At 68.7% G+C, this 19,220-nt stretch carries 20 protein-coding genes and 3 pseudogenes; 5 read left to right on the top strand and 18 right to left on the bottom strand.

Annotation, left to right across the window (positions count from 1 at the left end; genetic code table 11):
• Window positions 1-34: 34 nt before the first annotated feature.
• Window positions 35-1,612, top strand: a complete 1,578-nt coding sequence (locus D0C15_RS16490; protein ID WP_211323222.1) for a GMC family oxidoreductase — start codon at window positions 35-37, stop codon at window positions 1,610-1,612.
• Window positions 1,613-1,711: 99 nt separating this feature from the next.
• Here the strand turns inward: D0C15_RS16490 and D0C15_RS16485 are convergent, their stop codons facing one another.
• Both D0C15_RS16485 and D0C15_RS16480 read right to left on the bottom strand, forming a co-directional pair.
• A complete protein-coding gene (locus D0C15_RS16485; RefSeq protein ID WP_116046214.1) occupies window positions 1,712-3,232 on the bottom strand; it encodes an aldehyde dehydrogenase family protein in 1,521 nt (506 codons plus the stop codon).
• 69 nt (window positions 3,233-3,301) lie between these two features.
• Window positions 3,302-4,444: an MFS transporter gene (locus D0C15_RS16480; RefSeq protein ID WP_116046212.1), complete on the bottom strand. Its 1,143-nt coding sequence runs from the start codon at window positions 4,442-4,444 to the stop codon at window positions 3,302-3,304.
• A 74-nt stretch (window positions 4,445-4,518) separates the two neighbouring features.
• Here D0C15_RS16480 and D0C15_RS16475 point away from each other — a divergent pair, with 74 nt between their 5' ends.
• Both D0C15_RS16475 and D0C15_RS16470 read left to right on the top strand, forming a co-directional pair.
• Complete coding sequence (locus tag D0C15_RS16475; protein ID WP_116046359.1) at window positions 4,519-5,478, top strand: DUF5937 family protein; 960 nt, start codon at window positions 4,519-4,521, stop codon at window positions 5,476-5,478.
• Window positions 5,479-5,513: 35 nt separating this feature from the next.
• Window positions 5,514-6,149, top strand: coding sequence for an MBL fold metallo-hydrolase (locus tag D0C15_RS16470; RefSeq protein ID WP_116046210.1), 636 nt, complete (start codon window positions 5,514-5,516; stop codon window positions 6,147-6,149).
• On the opposite strand, the gene D0C15_RS16465 is transcribed toward D0C15_RS16470, so the two are convergent.
• From D0C15_RS16465 to D0C15_RS16440, 7 genes are all read right to left on the bottom strand, one after another.
• On the bottom strand, window positions 6,112-6,819 hold the full coding sequence (locus D0C15_RS16465) for a DUF2334 domain-containing protein (RefSeq protein WP_245975874.1): 708 nt from the start codon (window positions 6,817-6,819) through the stop codon (window positions 6,112-6,114). The genes D0C15_RS16470 and D0C15_RS16465 overlap by 38 nt on opposite strands.
• A 288-nt stretch (window positions 6,820-7,107) precedes the next feature.
• Window positions 7,108-8,034 carry a sulfite exporter TauE/SafE family protein gene (locus D0C15_RS16460; RefSeq protein ID WP_116046205.1) on the bottom strand — a complete coding sequence of 309 codons (927 nt, stop codon included), beginning with the start codon at window positions 8,032-8,034 and terminating at the stop codon, window positions 7,108-7,110.
• A 111-nt stretch (window positions 8,035-8,145) separates the two neighbouring features.
• Entirely contained in the window at window positions 8,146-8,241 is a 96-nt protein-coding gene (locus D0C15_RS35595; protein ID WP_342768577.1) for a putative leader peptide, read from the bottom strand.
• A gap of 187 nt (window positions 8,242-8,428) precedes the next feature.
• A complete protein-coding gene (purB, locus tag D0C15_RS16455; protein WP_116046202.1) occupies window positions 8,429-9,859 on the bottom strand; it encodes an adenylosuccinate lyase in 1,431 nt (476 codons plus the stop codon).
• Between the two features lie 22 nt (window positions 9,860-9,881).
• On the bottom strand, window positions 9,882-10,475 hold the full coding sequence (locus D0C15_RS16450) for a TetR/AcrR family transcriptional regulator (RefSeq protein ID WP_116046199.1): 594 nt from the start codon (window positions 10,473-10,475) through the stop codon (window positions 9,882-9,884).
• Window positions 10,476-10,724: 249 nt separating this feature from the next.
• On the bottom strand, window positions 10,725-11,441 hold the full coding sequence (locus D0C15_RS16445) for a hypothetical protein (protein WP_116046197.1): 717 nt from the start codon (window positions 11,439-11,441) through the stop codon (window positions 10,725-10,727).
• Window positions 11,434-11,940, bottom strand: a complete 507-nt coding sequence (locus tag D0C15_RS16440) for a SigE family RNA polymerase sigma factor (protein WP_116046194.1) — start codon at window positions 11,938-11,940, stop codon at window positions 11,434-11,436. The genes D0C15_RS16445 and D0C15_RS16440 overlap by 8 nt, the downstream gene beginning before the upstream one ends.
• Before the next feature lie 148 nt (window positions 11,941-12,088).
• On the opposite strand from D0C15_RS16440, the gene D0C15_RS16435 reads away from it, so the two are divergent.
• Together D0C15_RS16435 and D0C15_RS16430 are read left to right on the top strand one after the other, a co-directional pair.
• Window positions 12,089-13,120, top strand: coding sequence for a threonine aldolase family protein (locus D0C15_RS16435; protein ID WP_116046192.1), 1,032 nt, complete (start codon window positions 12,089-12,091; stop codon window positions 13,118-13,120).
• The gene (locus tag D0C15_RS16430; RefSeq protein WP_116046189.1) at window positions 13,117-13,710 is read left to right on the top strand and encodes an HAD family hydrolase; all 594 of its coding nucleotides are present in this window, start codon (window positions 13,117-13,119) and stop codon (window positions 13,708-13,710) included. The genes D0C15_RS16435 and D0C15_RS16430 overlap by 4 nt, the downstream gene beginning before the upstream one ends.
• Before the next feature lie 9 nt (window positions 13,711-13,719).
• Here the strand turns inward: D0C15_RS16430 and D0C15_RS16425 are convergent, their stop codons facing one another.
• The 9 genes and pseudogenes from D0C15_RS16425 to D0C15_RS16390 form a co-directional block, all read right to left on the bottom strand.
• A complete protein-coding gene (locus D0C15_RS16425) occupies window positions 13,720-14,052 on the bottom strand; it encodes a DoxX family protein (RefSeq protein ID WP_162830100.1) in 333 nt (110 codons plus the stop codon).
• Between the two features lie 11 nt (window positions 14,053-14,063).
• Window positions 14,064-14,237 carry a hypothetical protein gene (locus D0C15_RS34525; RefSeq protein ID WP_170161345.1) on the bottom strand — a complete coding sequence of 58 codons (174 nt, stop codon included), beginning with the start codon at window positions 14,235-14,237 and terminating at the stop codon, window positions 14,064-14,066.
• A 127-nt stretch (window positions 14,238-14,364) separates the two neighbouring features.
• Window positions 14,365-15,528, bottom strand: a complete 1,164-nt coding sequence (locus tag D0C15_RS16420; protein WP_116046183.1) for a pyridoxal phosphate-dependent aminotransferase — start codon at window positions 15,526-15,528, stop codon at window positions 14,365-14,367.
• 32 nt (window positions 15,529-15,560) lie between these two features.
• Window positions 15,561-15,776 (bottom strand): annotated as a pseudogene (locus tag D0C15_RS35060) (transglycosylase SLT domain-containing protein); the annotation flags it as partial.
• Window positions 15,777-16,526: 750 nt separating this feature from the next.
• Window positions 16,527-16,778: pseudogene (locus D0C15_RS35735) on the bottom strand (lytic transglycosylase); the annotation flags it as partial.
• A gap of 387 nt (window positions 16,779-17,165) precedes the next feature.
• A pseudogene (locus D0C15_RS35055) lies at window positions 17,166-17,456 on the bottom strand (WXG100 family type VII secretion target); the annotation flags it as partial.
• A 112-nt stretch (window positions 17,457-17,568) separates the two neighbouring features.
• Window positions 17,569-17,871 carry a hypothetical protein gene (locus D0C15_RS16400; protein ID WP_116046180.1) on the bottom strand — a complete coding sequence of 101 codons (303 nt, stop codon included), beginning with the start codon at window positions 17,869-17,871 and terminating at the stop codon, window positions 17,569-17,571.
• 49 nt (window positions 17,872-17,920) lie between these two features.
• Window positions 17,921-18,445, bottom strand: coding sequence for a VanZ family protein (locus tag D0C15_RS16395; protein ID WP_116046177.1), 525 nt, complete (start codon window positions 18,443-18,445; stop codon window positions 17,921-17,923).
• Window positions 18,442-19,212, bottom strand: coding sequence for an ESX secretion-associated protein EspG (locus D0C15_RS16390; RefSeq protein ID WP_116046174.1), 771 nt, complete (start codon window positions 19,210-19,212; stop codon window positions 18,442-18,444). The genes D0C15_RS16395 and D0C15_RS16390 overlap by 4 nt, the downstream gene beginning before the upstream one ends.
• Between the last annotated feature and the right edge of the window lie 8 nt (window positions 19,213-19,220).

Raw genomic sequence — 19,220 nt, 5'->3', positions numbered from 1 at the left:
GGTCGTTGACGCAGCGCCAATACCAGGAGGCATCGTGGCCGATCAGGACTGGGACTACGTGATCGTCGGAGCGGGCAGCGCCGGATGCGTGCTGGCGAACCGCCTGACCGAGGATCCATCGGCACGAGTGCTGCTGCTGGAGGCGGGCGGCGAGGACACCGCCGACGAGATCCACATCCCAGCGGCCTTCGCCTCCTTGTTCAAGACCCAATGGGACTGGAACTACGAGACCACAGAACAGAAACACCTCGGCCGCTCCGCCTACTGGCCACGCGGCAAGATGCTCGGCGGCTGCTCGTCGATGAACGCGATGATCTACATCCGCGGTAATCGCGCCGACTACGACGGCTGGCGCGACGCGCATGGCGCGGAGGGCTGGGGATACGCCGACGTGCTGCCTTACTTCATGCGCGCGGAGGGCAACACCCGGCTGGGCGGCCCGTTGCACGGCACGGACGGCCCTCTGCATGTCGAGGACCGCGTCTTCACCCACGAACTCTCGAACGCGTGGGTCGACTCCGCCGTCTCACACGGCCTCAAGCGCAACGACGACTTCAACGGAGAGTCGCAGGACGGTGCGGGGCTGTACCAGGTGACCTGCCGCAAAGGCAGGCGCTGGTCGGTGGCCGACGCGTACCTCCGGCCGGCGATGAAACGCCCGAACCTCACCGTGCGTACCCACGCACAGACCACCCGGGTGCTGGTGACCGATGGCAGGGCCACCGGCGTGTCCTTCTTACATGGCGGAACGGAGCAAACCGCGCACGCCGGTACCGAGGTGATCCTCTGCGGCGGGGCGGTCAACTCACCCCAGCTGCTCATGTTGTCCGGCATCGGCCCTGCCGAGCATCTTCGCGAGCACGGTATCGACGTGGCCGTGCACCTGCCAGGCGTCGGCGAGAACCTGCACGACCATCCGGCGACACCGGTTATCTGGTCCACACGCGACACCACGGACCTCGTCGACGCCGCGACACCGGTCGGCATGCTGCGCTGGCAGCTCACCAAACGCGGCCCACTTGCCTCCAACGTCGGCGAAGCGGGCGGTTTCATGTCTACAGTAGACGGTCTCGACGCCCCCGACATGCAGTTCCACGTCGCGCCGACGTTGTTCTACGACAACGGTTTCCGGGAGCCAACGGTCCCCGGGTTCACCTCCGCGACGACGCTGGTCGACGTGGCCAGCCGCGGCAGGCTGCGACTGCGCTCGGCGCACCCGCAGTGGCGCCCGGAGATCGACCCCGCCTACTACAGCGAGCCAGCCGACTTCGAGGCGACACTCGCGGGGATCCGCACGCTGATGGAGATCGGGCGCACCGGGCCGCTGGCCCGATTCCTGGACAAGCCGTTCCTGCCCTCGATGGCCGACCCGGACGACACGGCGCTGGCCGAGCACGTGCGCCAGTGCACCCAGACCCTCTACCACCCGGTGGGCACGTGCGCGATGGGCAGCGGTGAGCAGGCCGTCGTCGATCCCGCGCTGCGCGTCCGAGGGGTGGACGGGCTACGCGTGGTCGACGCCTCGGTGATGCCGGTGGTGCCGCGCGGTAACACCAACGCACCCACGATCATGGTCGCGGAGAAGGCCGCCGACCTCATCCGCGGCCGCTGATTCCGGCGGGCCGGGGGGTTCCCCAATGTGGCATTAGGGACGTTGGAGTTCCCCAATGCCACATTGGGGAACCCCAACACACCGCAGGCGGCGCTGGAATCAGCGCTTGCCGTGCATCACGGCCATCAGCTTGCCGACGAGGGCGTCGGTCTTCTCCGAACGGCTGAACGTCGTCAGTGCCAGCGGTGCGGTGTAGCGCTGCCTGGCGATCGACTTCGCCCTGGCGAACTCGCGCAGGCCCTCCGGGCCGTGGATCCGGCCGAAGCCCGAGTCGCCGACCCCGCCGAACGGCAGTGACGCGATCCCGGCGAAGGACAGGGGCGCGTTGATCGCGGTCTGCCCGGTGCGCAGGCGGCGGGCGAGCTCCATGCCGCGCCGTTTGGAGAACACCGTCGAGCCGAGCCCGAACGTCGAGTCGTTGGCCTTCTCGATCGCCTCGTCCATATCGCGCACCTTGGCGATGGTGACGGTGGGACCGAATGTCTCCTCGCGCACGGCGATCGAGTCCTCCGGCACGTCGACCAGCACGGTCGGCTGCACGTACCGGTCGCCGACGGCGTCGGCACCGCCGACGAGAGCCCTGCCGCCCTTGGCGAGCGCGTCGGCGATGTGCCTGCGGACGACGTCGATCTGGCTCGGCATGGTCATGGGCCCGTACTGCGCACCGGGATCCGCTCCCGCCCGCACCTGCTTCGCCCGCTCGACGACCTTGGCGACGAACTCGTCGTGTACCTGCTCGTGCACATACACCCGCTCGACACCCACACAGGTCTGTCCGGAGTTGGAGAACGCGCCCCAGACGGTGGCGTCCGCCGCCGCGTCCAGGTTGGCGTCGGCATCGACCAGCAACGGGTCCTTCCCACCACCCTCGATGATGACCGGGGTCAGCGTCTCGGCGGCCGAGGCCATCACCTTCTTGCCGGTGGCGGCCGATCCGGTGAAGGCGATCTTGTCCACCCCGGATTTGGTCAGTGCCGCACCCGTCGCACCGAAGCCGGTGATCAGCTGCAGCACCGGGTGCTCTGGCACCACCTCGTTGAACGCGTCGACGAGCCATTTGCCAACGCCGGGGGTGTACTCGCTCGGCTTGAACACGACCGCGTTGCCCGCTGCCAGTGCGTAGCTGACCGAACCCAGCGGCGTGTAGACCGGGTAGTTCCACGGTCCGATCACGCCGACGACGCCGAGCGGCTGGTACTCCACGCTCGCCGCCTGGTTGGACAGCAGCAGGCCCGCGGCCCTTCGCTGCTTGCCGAGCACCTTGCGCGCGTTCTTGCTCGCCCAGGCGATGTGCTCGATGGCCAGCACGGCCTCCAGCTGTGCGTCCCCGTGCGGCTTACCGGTCTCGGTGTGCACGACGTCGCACAGCTGCGCGAGCCGTCGCGCCAGCACGCCCTTCCACCGGCGCAGCCGTTCGGCCCTGCCGTCGAAACCGAGCGAGTCCCACCACAGCGCGGCCTCGCGAGCGCGGGCAACGGCCTGCTCGACCTCCTCGGCGGTGTGCACCGGGTACGTGCCCACGACCTCGTCGGTCGCCGGATTGAGCGAGTCGAACGTCTCCCTGGCCGGGGCGGCCGCCTCCGGTGTGGGCTGCTCGGCGGGTTCCACGATGCGGGTCATCAGGCATGCCTCCATCGGCTCGGCTGCTAGGCCAGACTAAGGCCTTACTGACAAGCTGCCAACAGGCTGTCAGGAAGGGCGTACCACCAGAATGGCACAGGCCAGCGCCGCACTACCCGCGCCGAGCAACGGGGCCAGGTGCAGCGGTAGCAGTCCGACGGTGAGTGAACCGATTCCGAAACCGGACGCGTTGACCGCGAAGGCCACCGAGAAGCCCTCGGACCGCCGCCCCGCCGGCAACAGCCGCTGCAATCGCACCGACGCCACCGTGAGCAACGGCCCGACGCATACGCCGATGAGCACCACCCCAGCCAGCAGGCCCGGCCAGCCGTGCCCGATCGCCGCCAGCACCCCGCCCACGACGAACCCGCAGAGAAAAACGATCGCCGAGGCCCTGGTGGTGCGGCCGCGCCAGGCGAACAACGCGCTGCCGCCGATACTCGCGCCGGACAACACGGCCACGATCAGGGCCGCCGCCGCTTCCCCCGCACCCAGGCGCTGCGCCAGCGGCAGCGGAGCGACCTCGACCGTGGACAACAGGTGCCCGATGGAGAACAGGCACGCGAGCCAGCACGCCGCCGCGCCGATCGGCAGCTTGGGGCGCTGCGCCGGTTGCTCCACCCGCACCGTGACCGTGCGGGGCGCGCAGGTGGCCGCGAGCAGGTAGACCACGGCCATCGCGGCCAGCGGCAGCAGCGAGTCCACCAGATTCAGCAGCACCACCAGCATGGGGCCACCGATGAGCACGGCCTCCATCAACATGGCGTCCACCGCGATCGCCCTCGGCAGCAGCGCATCGTCGACGGTTCCCGCGAGGAGGGTGCGGAAGCCGCCCGAGAGCCCGCCTGCCACGACACCGGGCACGACCACCAGTACGAGTAGCACGATCGGTGACGCCCCCGCCGCGGCTGCAGCAGCGAGCGCGGTGAGCCCCGTCGCGGCGGCGACCAGCATCAGCACGATGCCCCTGCCCGCACCGATCCGGTCGAGAAATCTGCCTGCCGGAACGGCACCGAGCAGTTCGGCCACCACGAACACCGACATCATCACGCCACCGAGGCGGTAGGAACCCGTGGTGGCGGTGGTCAGCACGGTGAACGCCAGCGGGGCCATCGTGGTGGGCAGCCGTGCGAGCTGGACCCCGGCGGACCAGCGCCAGTACCCGACATGCCGTAGGAGGCCGGTGGGGCCGGCGTGGTCGATCGTCGTCATGGACGAACTCTGCGGCGCGGCGATGATGCGCGATACTGATTCGGGCAGGGCCGAATTGGACGGCGGTGGTCGGCGTGATCGAACTGGTCCTCACGCGGGCGAGCACCAACCGTGTGCGGTTCGCGATCTCGCCGTTGGAGGAAGCGCTGGGCGCGGTGCAAACACTGTTCGGCCTGCGTGGGCACCCGGCGCATCTGCCCTGGCTGACCGAAGCCGCGCGCAGGGCAAGCACGTTGCCGATCGGCGAACTGCGGCTGGTACTCGGCGCACGGCACTACATCACCGACTTCCTCAGCCCACCCCCTTCCGGACCCCGCACCACCGCACAGGCGCAACTCGCCGAGGTCCGCAGGACACCTGCCGAACAGGTCGCCACCGAACTTGCCATGGTCGATGCCGATCTCGGCGCGCTGCCGGACGATCCACAGCGGGCCCGCGATCTGCTCGCCGACCAGCTGGAGCTCGTGTGGGCCGAACTCGTCGCACCGCATTGGCCGAAGATCCGGGAGACGCTCGCCGCCGACATCGCGTATCGGTCCGCGAGGCTCGCCGAGGGCGGTACGGCGCTCGCCCTTGCCGGGCTCCATCCACAGATCCGGCTGGCCGGTGCGGTGCTGGCCGTCGAAAGCCGCAGCCGCGCGCGGCTCGAACTGGACGAGCGCGGGCTCGCCCTGCTGCCCTGCGTATTCGCCTGGCCGAGAGTGGGCGTGATGATGGTGCCTCCGTGGCAGCCGTCGGTGCTCTATCCCGCGCGGGGAGTGGCCGAGTTGTGGTCGTCGCGACCTGCCCCGGACGCCGCGCTGACGGCGGTGGTCGGCAGGACGAAGGCGACGCTGCTGCACGCACTGGACGCGCCGGCCACCACGGCCGCCCTCGCCGGCAGGTTGGGGTTCGCCCCGAGCACGGTCTCCGAGCACCTGACCGCCCTGCGCGACGCGGGGCTGCTGACGGCGAGCCGGAGCGGCCGTGGCGTGCTGTATCGCCGTACCCCACTCGGGGACGCACTCCTCGACGGCTCGGCACCCTGGACGTAGCCTTGATGAACATGCCTCCGTAGCAGGGAGAACAGATGCGTATCGTCCACTTCGGACATTCTTGCGTTCTGCTCGAGACGGACAGCGCCCGAATACTGGTCGACCCCGGTACGTTCTCCGCAGGCTTCGAGAACGAGCGGGAGCTGGACGCGGTCCTCATCACGCATCAGCATTTCGACCACATCGACTCCGAACGCCTGCCCGCGCTGCTGGCCGCGAATCCGGGCGCCGAACTGATCACCGACCCCGGTACGGCCGAGACGGTCGAGAAGCTCGGGCTACCCGCTCGTACCGCACACGCGGGCGACGTGCTCACCATCGGCGAAACCGAGGTGAACACCGTCGGCGGGCGGCATGCGGTGATCCACACCGACATCCCGGTGGTGCCCAACGTCGGATTCGTGTTCGGCGACGGCGCCTTCTATCACCCCGGCGACTCGTTCCATGTTCCGGAGCAGCAGATCGACGTGCTGGGCCTGCCCACCGGCGCGCCGTGGCTGAAGGCGAGTGAGGCGGTGAACTTCCTGCGCGCGGTCGGGCCACGACTCGCCGTGCCGATCCACGAGGCGGTGCTCGCCAACCCCGCCATGCACTACGGGCTGTTCACCAATCTCGCGCCCGAAAGCACCGAGGTCAGGGTGCTGCCACGCGGCGAGTACGCGCGGCTGTAGCCGAATAGGTCGCACCGCGCGCTCCCGCCTCGAGGGCGATGTCGACGGCATCGAGAAACGCCTGGCGCCTGCTGGCGTGCGCCAGATCGGCGGCGTCGACGCCGAGCCGGACCAGGCCGCCACGGCGGGCCGAGCGGGCGGCGCTGAGTACCAGCGCGAAGCAGCGGACGGTCTCCGTGCGCTGACGCTGACCGCCGAATCCCTGTACCCGCGCGCGGTGGACCTCGCCGGTGCGCAGGATCCGGACCGCCGACAGGTCGGCGCACAGCGAGAACCCGCGTTCGCGCAGTGCGTCCAGGGTGCCGCGGGAGACGAGCCAGCGCGGCGGGGCGAATCCGTCGGCCCGCAGGCCGGTGCGTTCCAGGGCCGAGGTCGCCGCGATCAGCCGCAGCCGGGCTTCGTGCGCAGGCAGCGCGGCGAACTCCGCCTTACGGCCGATCCGGACCGTATGCGTCGGGGTGACGCGGTGGTCGTAGCCGTGCAGCAGGACGTCGTCGCCGGCGCGGGCACGGGTGCGCATCCATGCTGTGGCGTCGGGCTCGGCGGTGTTCGGAGTGGCGAGCATGGACAGCGGTACCTGCCGCTGGTCCAGCTCCGTGGCCAGCTCGGCGCAGCGCTGCAGTGATCGGGAGTTGATGCCGGACAGTGAGACGAGCAAACGTGCGTCCACGCCACCCAGTAGGCCCGACGGGAGTGGCCGCCGCATTTCCCCGAGGTGACGCCCCAGCGAAACCACCCCAACACCTCAGGGCGCCCTCCCGCCGCTGCGAGACCCACCCCAGTCCCAGCCCCCTCACCATTGGTGCGCCTGCAAGTACACCCAAGCAAGGTCAACTTCGCAGTTTTCTACCACCAACCCACGCCCATCGCCCCGCCACTTGGCTGCGGTTAAAGCCGATGTGGATCTTGCTTGGGTGTACTTGCAGGCGTCCCAAGCCCTGGAGGTGAGGCGCGCGGGTCAGGAGGAGAGGGACCGGGCGGTGGAGGCTTTCGGGTCGTCCTCGCCGGCGAGGGTGTTGACCCGCTTCTCCTCCCGGACCGAGCGGATCGCGGCGAACAGCCCGGCACCCCACAGTGCGACGATCGCCACGTAGATCACGACGATCAGCGTGGTTCCGGCGCCTGCCGCGATGAGCAGCGAACGGGCGTTGGTGAACACGATCATCCCGCCCGCAGCTGCGCCGAGCACCCGCGGCGGCATCCTGCGGACCAGCCAGGCCGCGAACGGCGCGGCGATAACGCCACCGATCATCAACCCGGCCACCACCGTGTAGTTCAGGTGGTGCTCCTGCGAGAGCGTGAAGAAGAAGCCGACGCTCGCCGCCAGCGCGACGATGAACTCGGACGTGTCCACCGAACCGACGACCTTGCGGGGCTCCAGCCTGCCGGACGACAGCAGCGTCGTCGTGGCGACCGGACCCCAGCCGCCGCCACCGCTGGCGTCGATGAATCCGGCGATCAGCCCCAGCGGCCCCAGAAAGCGGGCGCCGGGGCGCTTCGTCGTGATCAGGCTGCCCAGCTTGAGGAAGGCGAACCGGATCAGCACGTACAGCCCGAGCACCAACAGGACTGTGGTGATCCAGACGGCGGCGGAGGTCGAGCTGAGTGAGGTCAGCACGTAGGCGCCGAGCACAGCGCCGATCGCGCCGGGCAGCGCGAGGATGCCCACCGTTCGCCAGTCGATGTTGCGGAAGCGCCAGTGCGAGAAGCCGGAAGCCAGCGAGGTACCGACCTCGGCGAGGTGCACCGCGGCGGAAGCCACCGCGGGCGCGGTGCCAACGGTGACCAATGTCGTGGTCGCGGTGACGCCGAAAGCCATCCCGAGTGAGCCATCGACGAGTTGCGCGAGGAAGCCTGCCAGGCCGAACAGGACGAGAGTGTGCATGCGGACCTCGGGAGTCAGGGCCGGCCGCACATCCAGGGGCGGCCGCGGCGGTGGAAGTAACCAGACCGGGCTAGACCGCTGGAAAGCGCGCGGACGCGCTACATCAGCGGATCAGCAAAATCGGCACAGCGCCGAGCTGACGCGCAGCAGATCGATGTGCCTGCGCTGTACCAGCGCGACACGATCGACGATAGCCACCTGCGTCACCACGGCGTTGATGCTTCCAGAGCACCGCGCCGCAATCCACTCGATCTCAGATAGTGAGCGCTCAGGTGAGCGAGGTCACGCCCTGCCCCGGCTCAAGACCTCGCACTTTCCCGGGAAAGCGCGAGGTTGGGCCCTGCGGGCCCCAGGTCACGGGCTTACCGCCCCGCGCTTTCCCGGGAAAGTGCGATCAGAGGATGGGCTGCGGGGCGTAGTTCGTGGCCTCGGGGAAGCGCTTGAGGACCTCCTCGACCCGCGCGACCACGGCGGCGACCTGTCGTCCCGCGGTGCCGGTGAACGAGATCCGGTCGGCGAGCAGCTTCTCGAGTTCCGCGTGGTCGAGCGGCACCCGCTCGTCGGCGGCAAGCCGGTCCAGCAGATCGTTGTCGACCTGCCCCTGCTCGCGCATCGCGAGGGCGACAGCGACGGCGTTCTCCTTGATCGCCTCGTGCGCGGTCTCCCTGCCGACACCAGCGCGGACCGAGGCCATCAGCACCTTCGTCGTCGCGAGGAACGGCAGGTAGCGGGCCAGTTCGCGGTCGACAACCGCGGGGAAGGCACCGAACTCGGCCAGCACCGTCAGGAAAGTCTCCAACAGCCCGTCGAGCGCGAAGAACGCGTCCGGCAGCGCGACCCGGCGCACCACCGAGTCGGACACATCGCCCTCGTTCCACTGGTCGCCCGCGAGCTCACCGACCATGGACAGGTAACCGCGCAGCACCACGGCGAGCCCGTTGACCCGCTCGCAGGAGCGGGTGTTCATCTTGTGCGGCATCGCCGAGGAGCCGACCTGGCCGGGCTTGAAGCCCTCGGTGACCAGCTCGTTGCCCGCCATCAGCCGGATCGTCGTGGCCAGGCTGGACGGCGCGGCCGCGACCTGGACCACCGCCGACACGACGTCGAAGTCAAGCGACCTCGGGTACACCTGGCCGACGCTGGTCAGCACCCGCTCGAAACCGAGGTGCTGGGCGACCTTGCGCTCCAGGCTGTCCAGCGCGGCCTCGTCGCCCAGCAGGTCCAGCATGTCCTGTGCGGTACCGACCGGACCCTTGATCCCACGCAACGGATAGCGCGCGACCAGCTCGTCCAGCCGGTCGAAGGCGACCAGTAGCTCGTCGGCCGAGGTCGCGAACCTCTTGCCGAGCGTGGTGGCCTGCGCCGCGACGTTGTGCGAGCGACCGGCCAGCACGAGGTCGCCGTACTCGGCGGCCAGCACGGCAAGCCTGCCGAGCACCGCGGCCACCCGGCCACGCACCAGCTCCAACGAGCGCCGGACCTGCAACTGTTCGACGTTCTCGGTCAGGTCCCGCGAGGTCATGCCCTTGTGCACGTGTTCGTGCCCGGCCAGCGCGTTGAACTCCTCGATCCGCGCCTTGACGTCGTGCCGGGTGACCCGCTCGCGCGCCGCGATCGAGTCCAGATCCACCTGTTCCAGCACACGCTCGTAGTCGGCGAGCACCCCGGCCGGAATCTCGACCCCGAGCTCGCTCTGCGCGCGCAGGACGGCTAGCCAGAGCTCCCGCTCCAGCACGACCTTGCGCTCCGGCGACCACAGCGCCACCAGTTCGGCAGAGGCATAGCGGCCGGCGAGCACGTTCGGGATTCGCGGTTTCTCACTCACGGCGCAACAGCGTAAACCCTGCTCAGGTCAGTGCTATGCGCAGCATCCTGGCCGCGGCCGTCCTCGGCTCGGGGTCCACCGCCACCAGTGCGTTGACCACGGCACCGTCGACCAGTGCGATGAGCCGTTCGAGTTCGGCTGCGCCGACAGACTTGCCCGACCGGGCGAAGATCTCTGTGAGCAGCTCGTTCAGCTCGGCGCTCAGGGTGCGCATCAGCGGCCGGAGGTAAGGGCGGCGGCCGGTCGCCACCAGCCGCTCGTACCGCAGCAGCACCGCCTCGGCATCGGCCGCACGATCGTCGTGCTGCGGGCCGAGTAGTAGTTCGAGCACGAGGTCCACCTGGGCGTCGACGCCGCGGTTCCTGGTCACCAGGTCGTCCAGGCACTGACGGCCTTGGTCGAGCTCGGCGCGCGACTGGTGTTCGACTGCCGCCGTCACCAGATCGTCGAGGGAGTCGAAGTAGTACGTGGTCGACGCCAACGGCAACCCGGCCCGTTCAGCCACCGCCCGGTGACGAACGGCGTCGAAGCCGCCTTCGGTGAGCAGTTCGGCGGCCGCGGCCACCAGTGCCGCGCGCCTGCGCTCCCCCTTGGGAGTGCTGGCAGGAGCGCTCATGCCTGTTGCCTCACACGCCGGCAGGCTGCACATCGCTCAGTGCCATACCCGACATGGTCTCGGTGCCGGTCGCTCATATCCCTTGCCTCACACGCCGGCAGGCTCCACATCGCTCAGTGCCATACCCGACATGGTCTCGGTGCCGGTCGCTCATATCCCTTGCCTCACACGCCGGCAGGCTCCACATCGCTCAGTGCCATACCCGACATGGTCTCGGTGCCGGTCGCTCATTCCGAACATCCTGCCAGGTCAGTACCTGGCGGCGAGCTTGGCCGCGATGGACTCCACCGTATCGGCTACTGGGGCCTTCGACCCCGGGTCGGGGATGCTCAGCACGACGACCGTGCTGCCCGACGCAGCGGGACGCTCAACGATCGCGGTTCCACGCGGCTGCTCGGCCAGCTGGATCGCGCTGCCCGCCGGAACGACCGTCGCCGAGACGGTGCCCGATGCGCTGCCGTCTTCGACGTGGAATCCGGCGGAGCGCCAGCCGGGTGCGCAGAGCCGACCCGGCTGCGCATCGGAGGTGACGGCGATCGGGAGCTCGCCAGCGAGGGCGATGGCGAGCTCCCGATCAACCTGATCGCACCCTGAGGTGCTCTCCCCTGACGCGTCGCCCCCCTGCTTGGGCGACGCGTCCGGGAAGCCTTCTGGTGTCCCCGCGTTGGGAAGACGCCCTGGGACGTCCCCGGGTTGCTCCTGAGCGTCGAACTTGGTCGCGTTGTCGGAAACCGCACCGCCCGCGACGCTCGCAGTGTCCTCGGGGAGTCCACTGTTCAGCACTACACCGAGCGTGCCGAGACCGGCAAGTACGAGTACACCAAAGCTGCATGCCAGAACGATCATGTTCTGCTTACGGGCCGTAGCCCGCTTGGAGCGCGCGGCGATGTCGCCGACGTCGAAGGTGGGCGCAGGCGGCTCGCCGGGAGCGTCCCGGAACAGGGTCTCCAGCTCGCGGTCATCCATGCGCTTCCACCTCCTCCAGCACCACTCGGAGATTCGCCAACCCTCGCGCCGTCTGGCTCTTCACGTTGCCTTCGCTGCAGCCGAGGGTGCCGGCCACCGCGGCCACATCGAGCCCCTCGAAGTAGCGCAGGACCAGTACCGCCCGCTGCTTCGGTGGCACCTTGCGCAGTCCCGCGAGCAGGTCCTGCCTGGTCGCGACCCGGTCGTCGAGGTGCTCGCCCTCGACGACCTGCTCGGGCATCGTTTCCGTCTGTCGTTCCCTTCGCCATGGCCGGCGAGACTCGTCGATCGAGGCCCTGACCAGCGTCTTCCGCACATAGGCATCCGTCGCCGACCGGTCGCGGATCTTGCGCCACTTCCGGTGCAGCGCGACGAAAGCCATCTGCGCGAGATCGTCCGCGCGGTGCCAGTCACCGCACAGCATGTACGCGGTCCTGCGCACGGAGTCCCGCCGTGCGGCGAAGTACTCCGCGAACTCCTGCTCGTCGCGCTGGTCCACGCGGTTGGCTCTCCGCTCGCTTTGGTCGTCCGGGTGAAGGACGGAAGTGGGGACGTCCACGGTTGCACACCGAACGAGATCGCCGCAGAAAAATCTGCGGAGCAAACGGCGGTTGAAAGCGCAAACAGTCCTGTGATGTGATCTGACCGTGACCAAAACTGCCGCTTCCGTGATCGACTTTCGATCCGACACTGTCACCCGTCCAGGCGACGCGATGCGAGCGGCGATGGCCAGAGCCGAGGTGGGGGACAATGTCCTCGACGGCGACCCCACGGTCCAGGAGCTGGAACAGCGCTCAGCCGCACTACTCGGCATGCCCGCGGCGCTGTGGACACCCAGCGGCACGATGGCCAACCTCATCGCGCTGAGTTTGCACCTGTCCAGGGGCGATCGCTTCCTCGCCCCGCGCGACGCCCATGTCCTCGTCAACGAACTGGGCTCAGCGGCATGGCTGGCAGGCGGGATGCCGGCTCCACTCGAGCACGACGCGGGCCCGGGCCGCCCGACGCCGGGCACGCTGCGCGGCGCGGTGGGCCCCGCCGACGGCCCCTACTACACCCTGCGCACCACCCTGCTCTGCCTGGAGAACACACACAACGCGGCGGGCGGAGCCGTCACCCCGCCCCACGAACACGCCCAACTGGCGGCCACCGCGAAGGAAGCCGGGCTGCGAGTACACCTCGACGGCGCCCGTATCTGGCACGCCGCGACCGCCCTCGACCTGCCACCCGCGGCACTCACCGTTGGCGTCGACTCGGTCGCCGCCTGCTTCAGCAAGGGCCTCGGCGCCCCGGTCGGCTCGGTGCTCGCGGCGAGTGCGGAATTCATCGAGCGGGCGAAACGGATGCGGCAGATGCTCGGCGGCGGGACGCGCCAGTCGGGAGTGCTGGCCGCGGCCTGCCTCGTGGCCTTGGACCAGATGAGCGACCTGCACTCCGATCACGAGAACGCGCGGCGGCTGGCCGAGGGCCTTGCCGAACTCGGCTGGCAGGTCGAGACGCCGGAGACGAATATCGTCCTGGCCGGTGTCGCCGACGTTCAGCGCTCCCTGTACGCGCTGGAATCCATCGGGATCCGGACGCTGCCGATGGCGGGCAAGGTGCGGTTCGTGACCCACCGCGATGTCTCGGCCACCGATATCGAAGAAGCCCTGCAACGCATCAAGACGGCGCTCGCATGACCCGGAACGAGTGGCTGGTCTTCGACTACGGCGAAGTCATCAGCGCCAGGACGGACAAGCTGCCCGCGCTCGCGCAGCGGCTCGGCGTGCCCGCTTCGGAGTTCGAACCCGCGTACTGGGCGGCGCGAAGCGCATACGATCGCGGCTGCACCGATCTGGACTACTGGCGAGCGGTTGGGCAGCGGGTGGGGGTCGGCATCGATCGCGCGACATCCGACGAGCTGACCGAGCTGGACATCCTCGGCTGGTCCCGAACCGAGCAGCCGGCCCTCGAGCTCCTGGAAACACTGTCCGAGACCGGGGCGCGGATGGCGCTGCTGTCCAACGCTCCGGTGTCGTTCGCCCGGTTCGCCGAACGCCAGGACTGGACGCGGCACTTTCGCGAGTTGGTGTTCTCCGGGGACCTACGCCTGGCCAAGCCGGATCGCGCGATCTTCGACGTCCTCATGACCAGAATCGGTGCGCGGCCACAGGACTGCCTGTTCGTCGACGATCGACAGTCCAATATAGACGGAGCGAGGGCGGCAGGGCTGCGGGCCGAGCGCTGGACCGGCGCGAGCACCGCGCTGACGTTCCTGCGCCCGGCCTGAGCCGTTTCGCTACGCGATCAGCAAAACCGCATTGATCGCCGCCAGCACCCCCAGTGCGGCTGGTGGGCTGAACTTCTGCACCGAGTCCCCGGCCCGCAGATGGAAGCGCACGGCACCGATCATCATCAGCACCAGCCCGACCGATGCGGCGACCCCGAGCCAGCCCACCCAGAACCCGACGATCAGGCCGACCGCCGCGGCGACCTCGAGCGCACCGATGGTCAGGTCGAGCCCGCGGGGTACGCCGAGGTGTGCGGCCGCCTCGTTCGTCGGCTTGGATCCGGCCAGTTTCGCGCCACCTGCCCCGAGAAACACCGAGGCCAGCACGATCGACAGGATCACCGCGCCAGTGTTCACGACCGTAGCCGCTTGGGGTCGTTCTTACCCTTGATGGCTCCGTAGGCAGCGGTGCCGACGAACAGCACGCCACCGATGATCGCCAGCCAGAACAGACCCTTGATCACGAATCCGAGCACGGTGAACGCCAGCCAGATGGCGATCAGGGCCCCGACGATCTTCCAGAACATGGTCTTCCTCCGATTCGGTGTGCCGCTGTCTCCAGGCTGTCACGCCGTGGCCGGTAAAGCTCGTTTCTCCGGCGATCCTCAGGGAGATCTCCGGGTTACCCCGATTCTCTACGGCGGTGCAGACCGGTCAGAGCCAAGCGCCGAGCCTGCGCACACCCTCCGCCACCTCCGACTCGGATCCGGCGAAGGAGAACCTGACGAACTTGCCGCCCTCTCCGGGATCGAAGTCGATGCCGGGTGTGATGGCCAGCCCCGTGTCCGCCAGCAGACGCTGGCACCAGCTCAGGCTGTCGGAGGTGTGCGCGGAAACGTCGGCATAGGCGTAGAACGCCCCGTCCACCGGCGCCACCCGATCCAGCCCGATCTCCCGCAGGCCACCGAGCAGCAGGTCCCGGTTCTTCCGGTACCGCTCGACGTGCCCGTCGAGTTCGGCGTACGAGTCGGCGGTGAAGGCGGCCACCGCGGCGCGCTGGGCGAGCGCGGGTGCGCAGATGTTGAAGTTGCCGGTCAGAACGTCCACCGCCCGATGCAGCCGCTGGGGCACCAGCATCCAGCCCAGCCGCCAGCCGGTCATGGCGAAGTACTTCGAGAACGAGCCAAGTACGAGCGCCTCCCGCGAGCTCTGCCATGCGCTGGCGAGTTCGGTGCCGTAGGAGATGCCGTGGTAGATCTCGTCGCTGACCAGCTGCACGCCCCGCGCGGAGCACCAGCCGGCGATCGCGGCGAGCTCGCCGGGAGCGAGTGTCGTGCCGGTGGGATTGCTGGGACTGGCGACGATGAGGCCGCTGATCGGCCCTAACTGGTCGAGCAGTTCCGTCGTCGGCTGGAAGCGGGTGCTCTCATCGGTGGTGAACTCGACGACCTCGCAGCCGAGCGCCGCGAGCAGGTTGCGGTAGGCGGGATAGCCCGGACGCGCCATCGCCACCCGGTCACCCGCCTCGAACGCGGAGAGGAACGAGAGCAGGAACCCGCCGGACGATCCGGTGGTGACGATGACGTCCTGCGGGTCTACCTCGAGTCCGTAACTCCGCTCATAGTGACCGGCGATCGCCTCGCGCAGCTCCGGGATACCGAGCTGAACGGTGTAGCCGAGATCGCCTTCCCGCAGCGCCTTCTCGGCGGCGTCGAGCACCGGGCGCGGAGCACCGGCGGTCGGCTGCCCCGCGCACAGCGCGATCACGTCGCCGTGAGTGCGCTGCCGCGCCTTGGCCGCGGAGAGCACCTCCATCACGTGGAAGGGGGCGACGTCGGCGCGGCGGGAAGGACCGGGGAACGCAACGGGATCGACCATGCGATCAGCGTAGAACGGCGTGACGTGCGGGGTCAGTAGCCCTGGTAACCGCCACCGCCCGCCATGGACTTGAGGCCCGGGTGGCCCTCGAAGCCGCCGTAGCGATCAAAGGTGTAGCGGACGCCGGCGATGATGTTGTCCACCGGGTTGTAGATGTCGTCGTGCCCCGGCAGTTTGTGCGCCTGGAACGTCGGATCGATGCACTGCATCAGGCCTTTCGACGGTGTCCCCTTGGCAGCGTTGGAGTTCCCCGTCAGGAATACGTGCTCGTCCTCCATCGCCGTCCAGGTGCCCAAGCCGGTGCTCACGCACCAGACGTCACCGCGACCGGCGCTCTCCGTGGTGAGGAACGCGCCCGGGATAACGGGATTGTTCGGGCGCACCAGCGCTTCCAGACTCCAGTCAGGAAGCGACGGCGCTCGTGGACGCAACACCTCCGGCCGCGCCCCGGACAGGTAAACGGCGATGAGTGCGGCCTCGAGTACTTCACCCGTCGCGGATGCACCAGCGGTACCCATGACCGCCTGAAGCCACGCCGTCCGCTGATCAGCCGACATCGAGAGAACCTGCCGGACGGCGTCCTGCCGGGGGTGTCCGGCACGCGCGAGCAGGTCGGCCGGGCATCCGGTCGTCGAGTATCCGGCACTCGCGACCTCGCCCAGCATCCCCGCCTCGTCCGTCGTGACAGACAGGCTCGACGTGTTGCCGGCCGGGGCGGCGAGGACGACGCGGCTTTCCCGGTCGAGACCGGTGGTGGCAACGAACCGCGAATCGCCACCCTCCACGAGCCAACGATGGTTGGGAGTCGTCGTCGCGTGCCAGCGGGAGTTACCGACTCGGACCAAGGGCGCGTCTCCGTAGTGCACCACTCGATTTATCCGAGTCCATTCACCGCGCCCGGTTTCCAGGTCGTGGCCGATCGTGTGATCGCCGGCTTCGACCTCGTTGTGTTTCAGCCAGCCCCGCTTCGTCAGGATCTTGGTGTTCAGCGGCACGCAATCCCAGTTGTTGATGGCGTGGGGATCTCCGCCGGATTCCTTCTCGATGATCGTCCAGATCTCGTCGATATTGTCCTCGGTGACGGGTATTCCGTTGGCCTGCAGGATCTTGATGGCCTCGCGGATCCATTGGCCGACATTTCCGGGGGGTGGTCCGCTGGACGGCGGGCCACTCGGGCCGAGAGCGCCACCGGTACCACCACCGCCACCGTAGGAACCGCCACCGCCGGAGCCCCCGGAACCACTGCCGCCGGACACCTCCGGCGCCGAGCGCGGCGCGGGACCCACCCGTTCGACACTGGACGCCGTTGTGCTGTCCGAGGCGGGGGGCTGGATACCGCAGAAGCCGTCCCCGTCGAGGTCGACCTTGATCCCGCCAAGCAGCTTCGACAGGTCCGCCTCCGCCGTCTCCAACAGGCCCTCGACCTTGCGCTCGGCCTCGTCGCGAATCTCCTTGAGCCGCGTGTCCGCCGCCGAACGGATCCGTGCGGGGTCGGGGACGTTCTCCGGCGGCTCTCCCGCGCCGAGCCTGTCCCGCGCCGCCGTGATGTCGTCCTCGGCCTGCTGGTTGACCCGCTTCGCCTCGTCGGCCGCGTCGGACAACGCCTTGTCGACGTCGGTCTTGAGTTGTCGCAGACGCTCGGCCACACCGTCCATTGAGGTCGCGGCCTTGCCCAGGGATGCCTGGATGTCGCTGCCCGCCCTGGTGAAGCGGTTCATGTACCCGAGGAACGCCTCCGCGGCCTCGCCCTGCCATTTGCCCTCGACCGCGTTCACCGCATTCTGCACGGCCTTGCCGCGATCACCAGCGCTCGTCGCGGCCGTTCGGAAACTCTCCGCGGCCTGCGTCGCGACCTCGCTCTTGATCTTGCCGACCTGGCTGTACAACTCGCCGAGTTTCCCGCCACCCGGGCCGGGCAGCGCCGCCATATCCGCTATCGCGGTGGTACCAGGACTGTCGGTCACTGCTCTCCCCCGTTCCGTGTTTGCTGGCAACGCGCGTCACGATCGACTCGGCGGGACTTGGATCTGGATTGAATCGTCAGGCCTCGCGCGGAGTCACGGCGTCGCCGTAGTCCGCTTCCTGCTCCTCGAGTCTCTGCGCGATCCTGTCCAGCGCCGAGGCGACCTCGTTCAGCAGCATCTCGCCGCGGGCGAACTGGTCCGACATGGAACCGATGAAATCGCCGACTCCGCCGGAGAGGTCTTTCGACGCCTGCATCCCGCCGAACGCGTTCTGGTCCAGATCCTTGGGCAAACCATCCGCGATCTGCCCGATTCCACCCGAATTCGCCTGCGCGGCGGACACCAATCCGCGAATGGCGTCGATCTCGTATTTCGGCACGCCTTGTCATCCCCTTCGCGCTCCCGACGATAGGACGTGGGCTCCTCCGTCAGGGTTCCCGGCCCACTGTAGGACCTCCGGTGGTGCCGTTGCGCGCTTTCGCCAGTGCGATGACGGCAACGGCGGCGAGAACACCGAGAATCACCCCGATGGTGTTCATCAGCCAGTCGTTCGTGTCGCAGGAACGGCCGATCGATGGGATGAGAGCCTGCATCCCCTCGATCATCAGAGACAATCCCGAGCCTGCCGCCAATATGACGACCGGACGCCGGATCGCCACGGTGGCGAACAGTGCCAACGGAACGAAAAGGGCAATGTTCGCCACGTTCTCCACAGCTGCCAATGACGGAACAGAGAACTGGACCGCACAGACCTGTTCCACAACGCGGGACGTCGGCACGAGTGTCAGCGCCCCGATCGGCAGCATCGCGACGCCGCTGAGCACCCATGCCACCCTCGGGCCGAATGCGGGCCAGCGGGCGAGCAGGTAGCCCACAGAAGCACAGATCTGCGCACCAACCAGGTAGGTCAGCCAGGCCAGGACGGGATGGTCCAGCAGGACGTTGGTGATCACACCTCGTCCAGCAGTTCCCACACCCGCTGCGCCAGCAGCGCATTGTCGGCAGGCGCGATGGTCGCCCAATCCTGACCATCCGCGTTGCGCTCCACCTGAAAAAGGTACCGGCCCGCATCGGTGTCATGGAACGCCACTACTCTCCCCGCCCTACGCTGACCGTCGCGTATGGACTTCTGCACTCCCAACTGTCCACGCGCGACGGTTCCGACGAGCATTCCCGCGAGTTCCTGCGCCTCCCACAACGGAACCTTGCGATCCTCGAGTGCCAGTACCATCGCCTTGACGTCACCCTGCGCCTCGGCGTCGGCGTCGCGCAGCACCTCGTACGGCACGCTGACCGACTGGCCGATGCCGGGTGCCAGCTCACCGGCCACCGACACGGCGGCCTCCGGTAGCGCTCCGTCCCGAGCCGGGATCAGCCACACCTCGTCACCGTCGACCACGCCCAGCAGGGCCTGGCTACCGATACTCACCGCGAGCCCGCGGATCTCCCTGTCGGTCCACACCCACACGTCGATCGAGACTTTGGGGTGGGCGAACAGGTTGAGCATGTCGATCAGTTCGCCGGAGGCCTTGCGGCCGCGCGCGAGCCCGCGCCGGGACAAGGACTCCCACGCCTGCTCGACGAGCATGGCGCGCTCGTTCCGCGTGACGCCGGGGCTCGGGACGTCGAGTGCCGGATGCCTGTCGGGCAGTCGTTCGACCTCCCACAGCATGTCCAGCTCCAGGGCCGACAGCACAACGCTGCCGTTCGGTTCGGTCATCGAGGTGT

The organism is Amycolatopsis palatopharyngis (assembly GCF_003385185.1).
Classification (GTDB): domain Bacteria; phylum Actinomycetota; class Actinomycetes; order Mycobacteriales; family Pseudonocardiaceae; genus Amycolatopsis; species Amycolatopsis palatopharyngis.
Note: the sequence above shows the minus strand (reverse complement) of the source record. Positions and strands in the feature narration are given on the sequence as shown.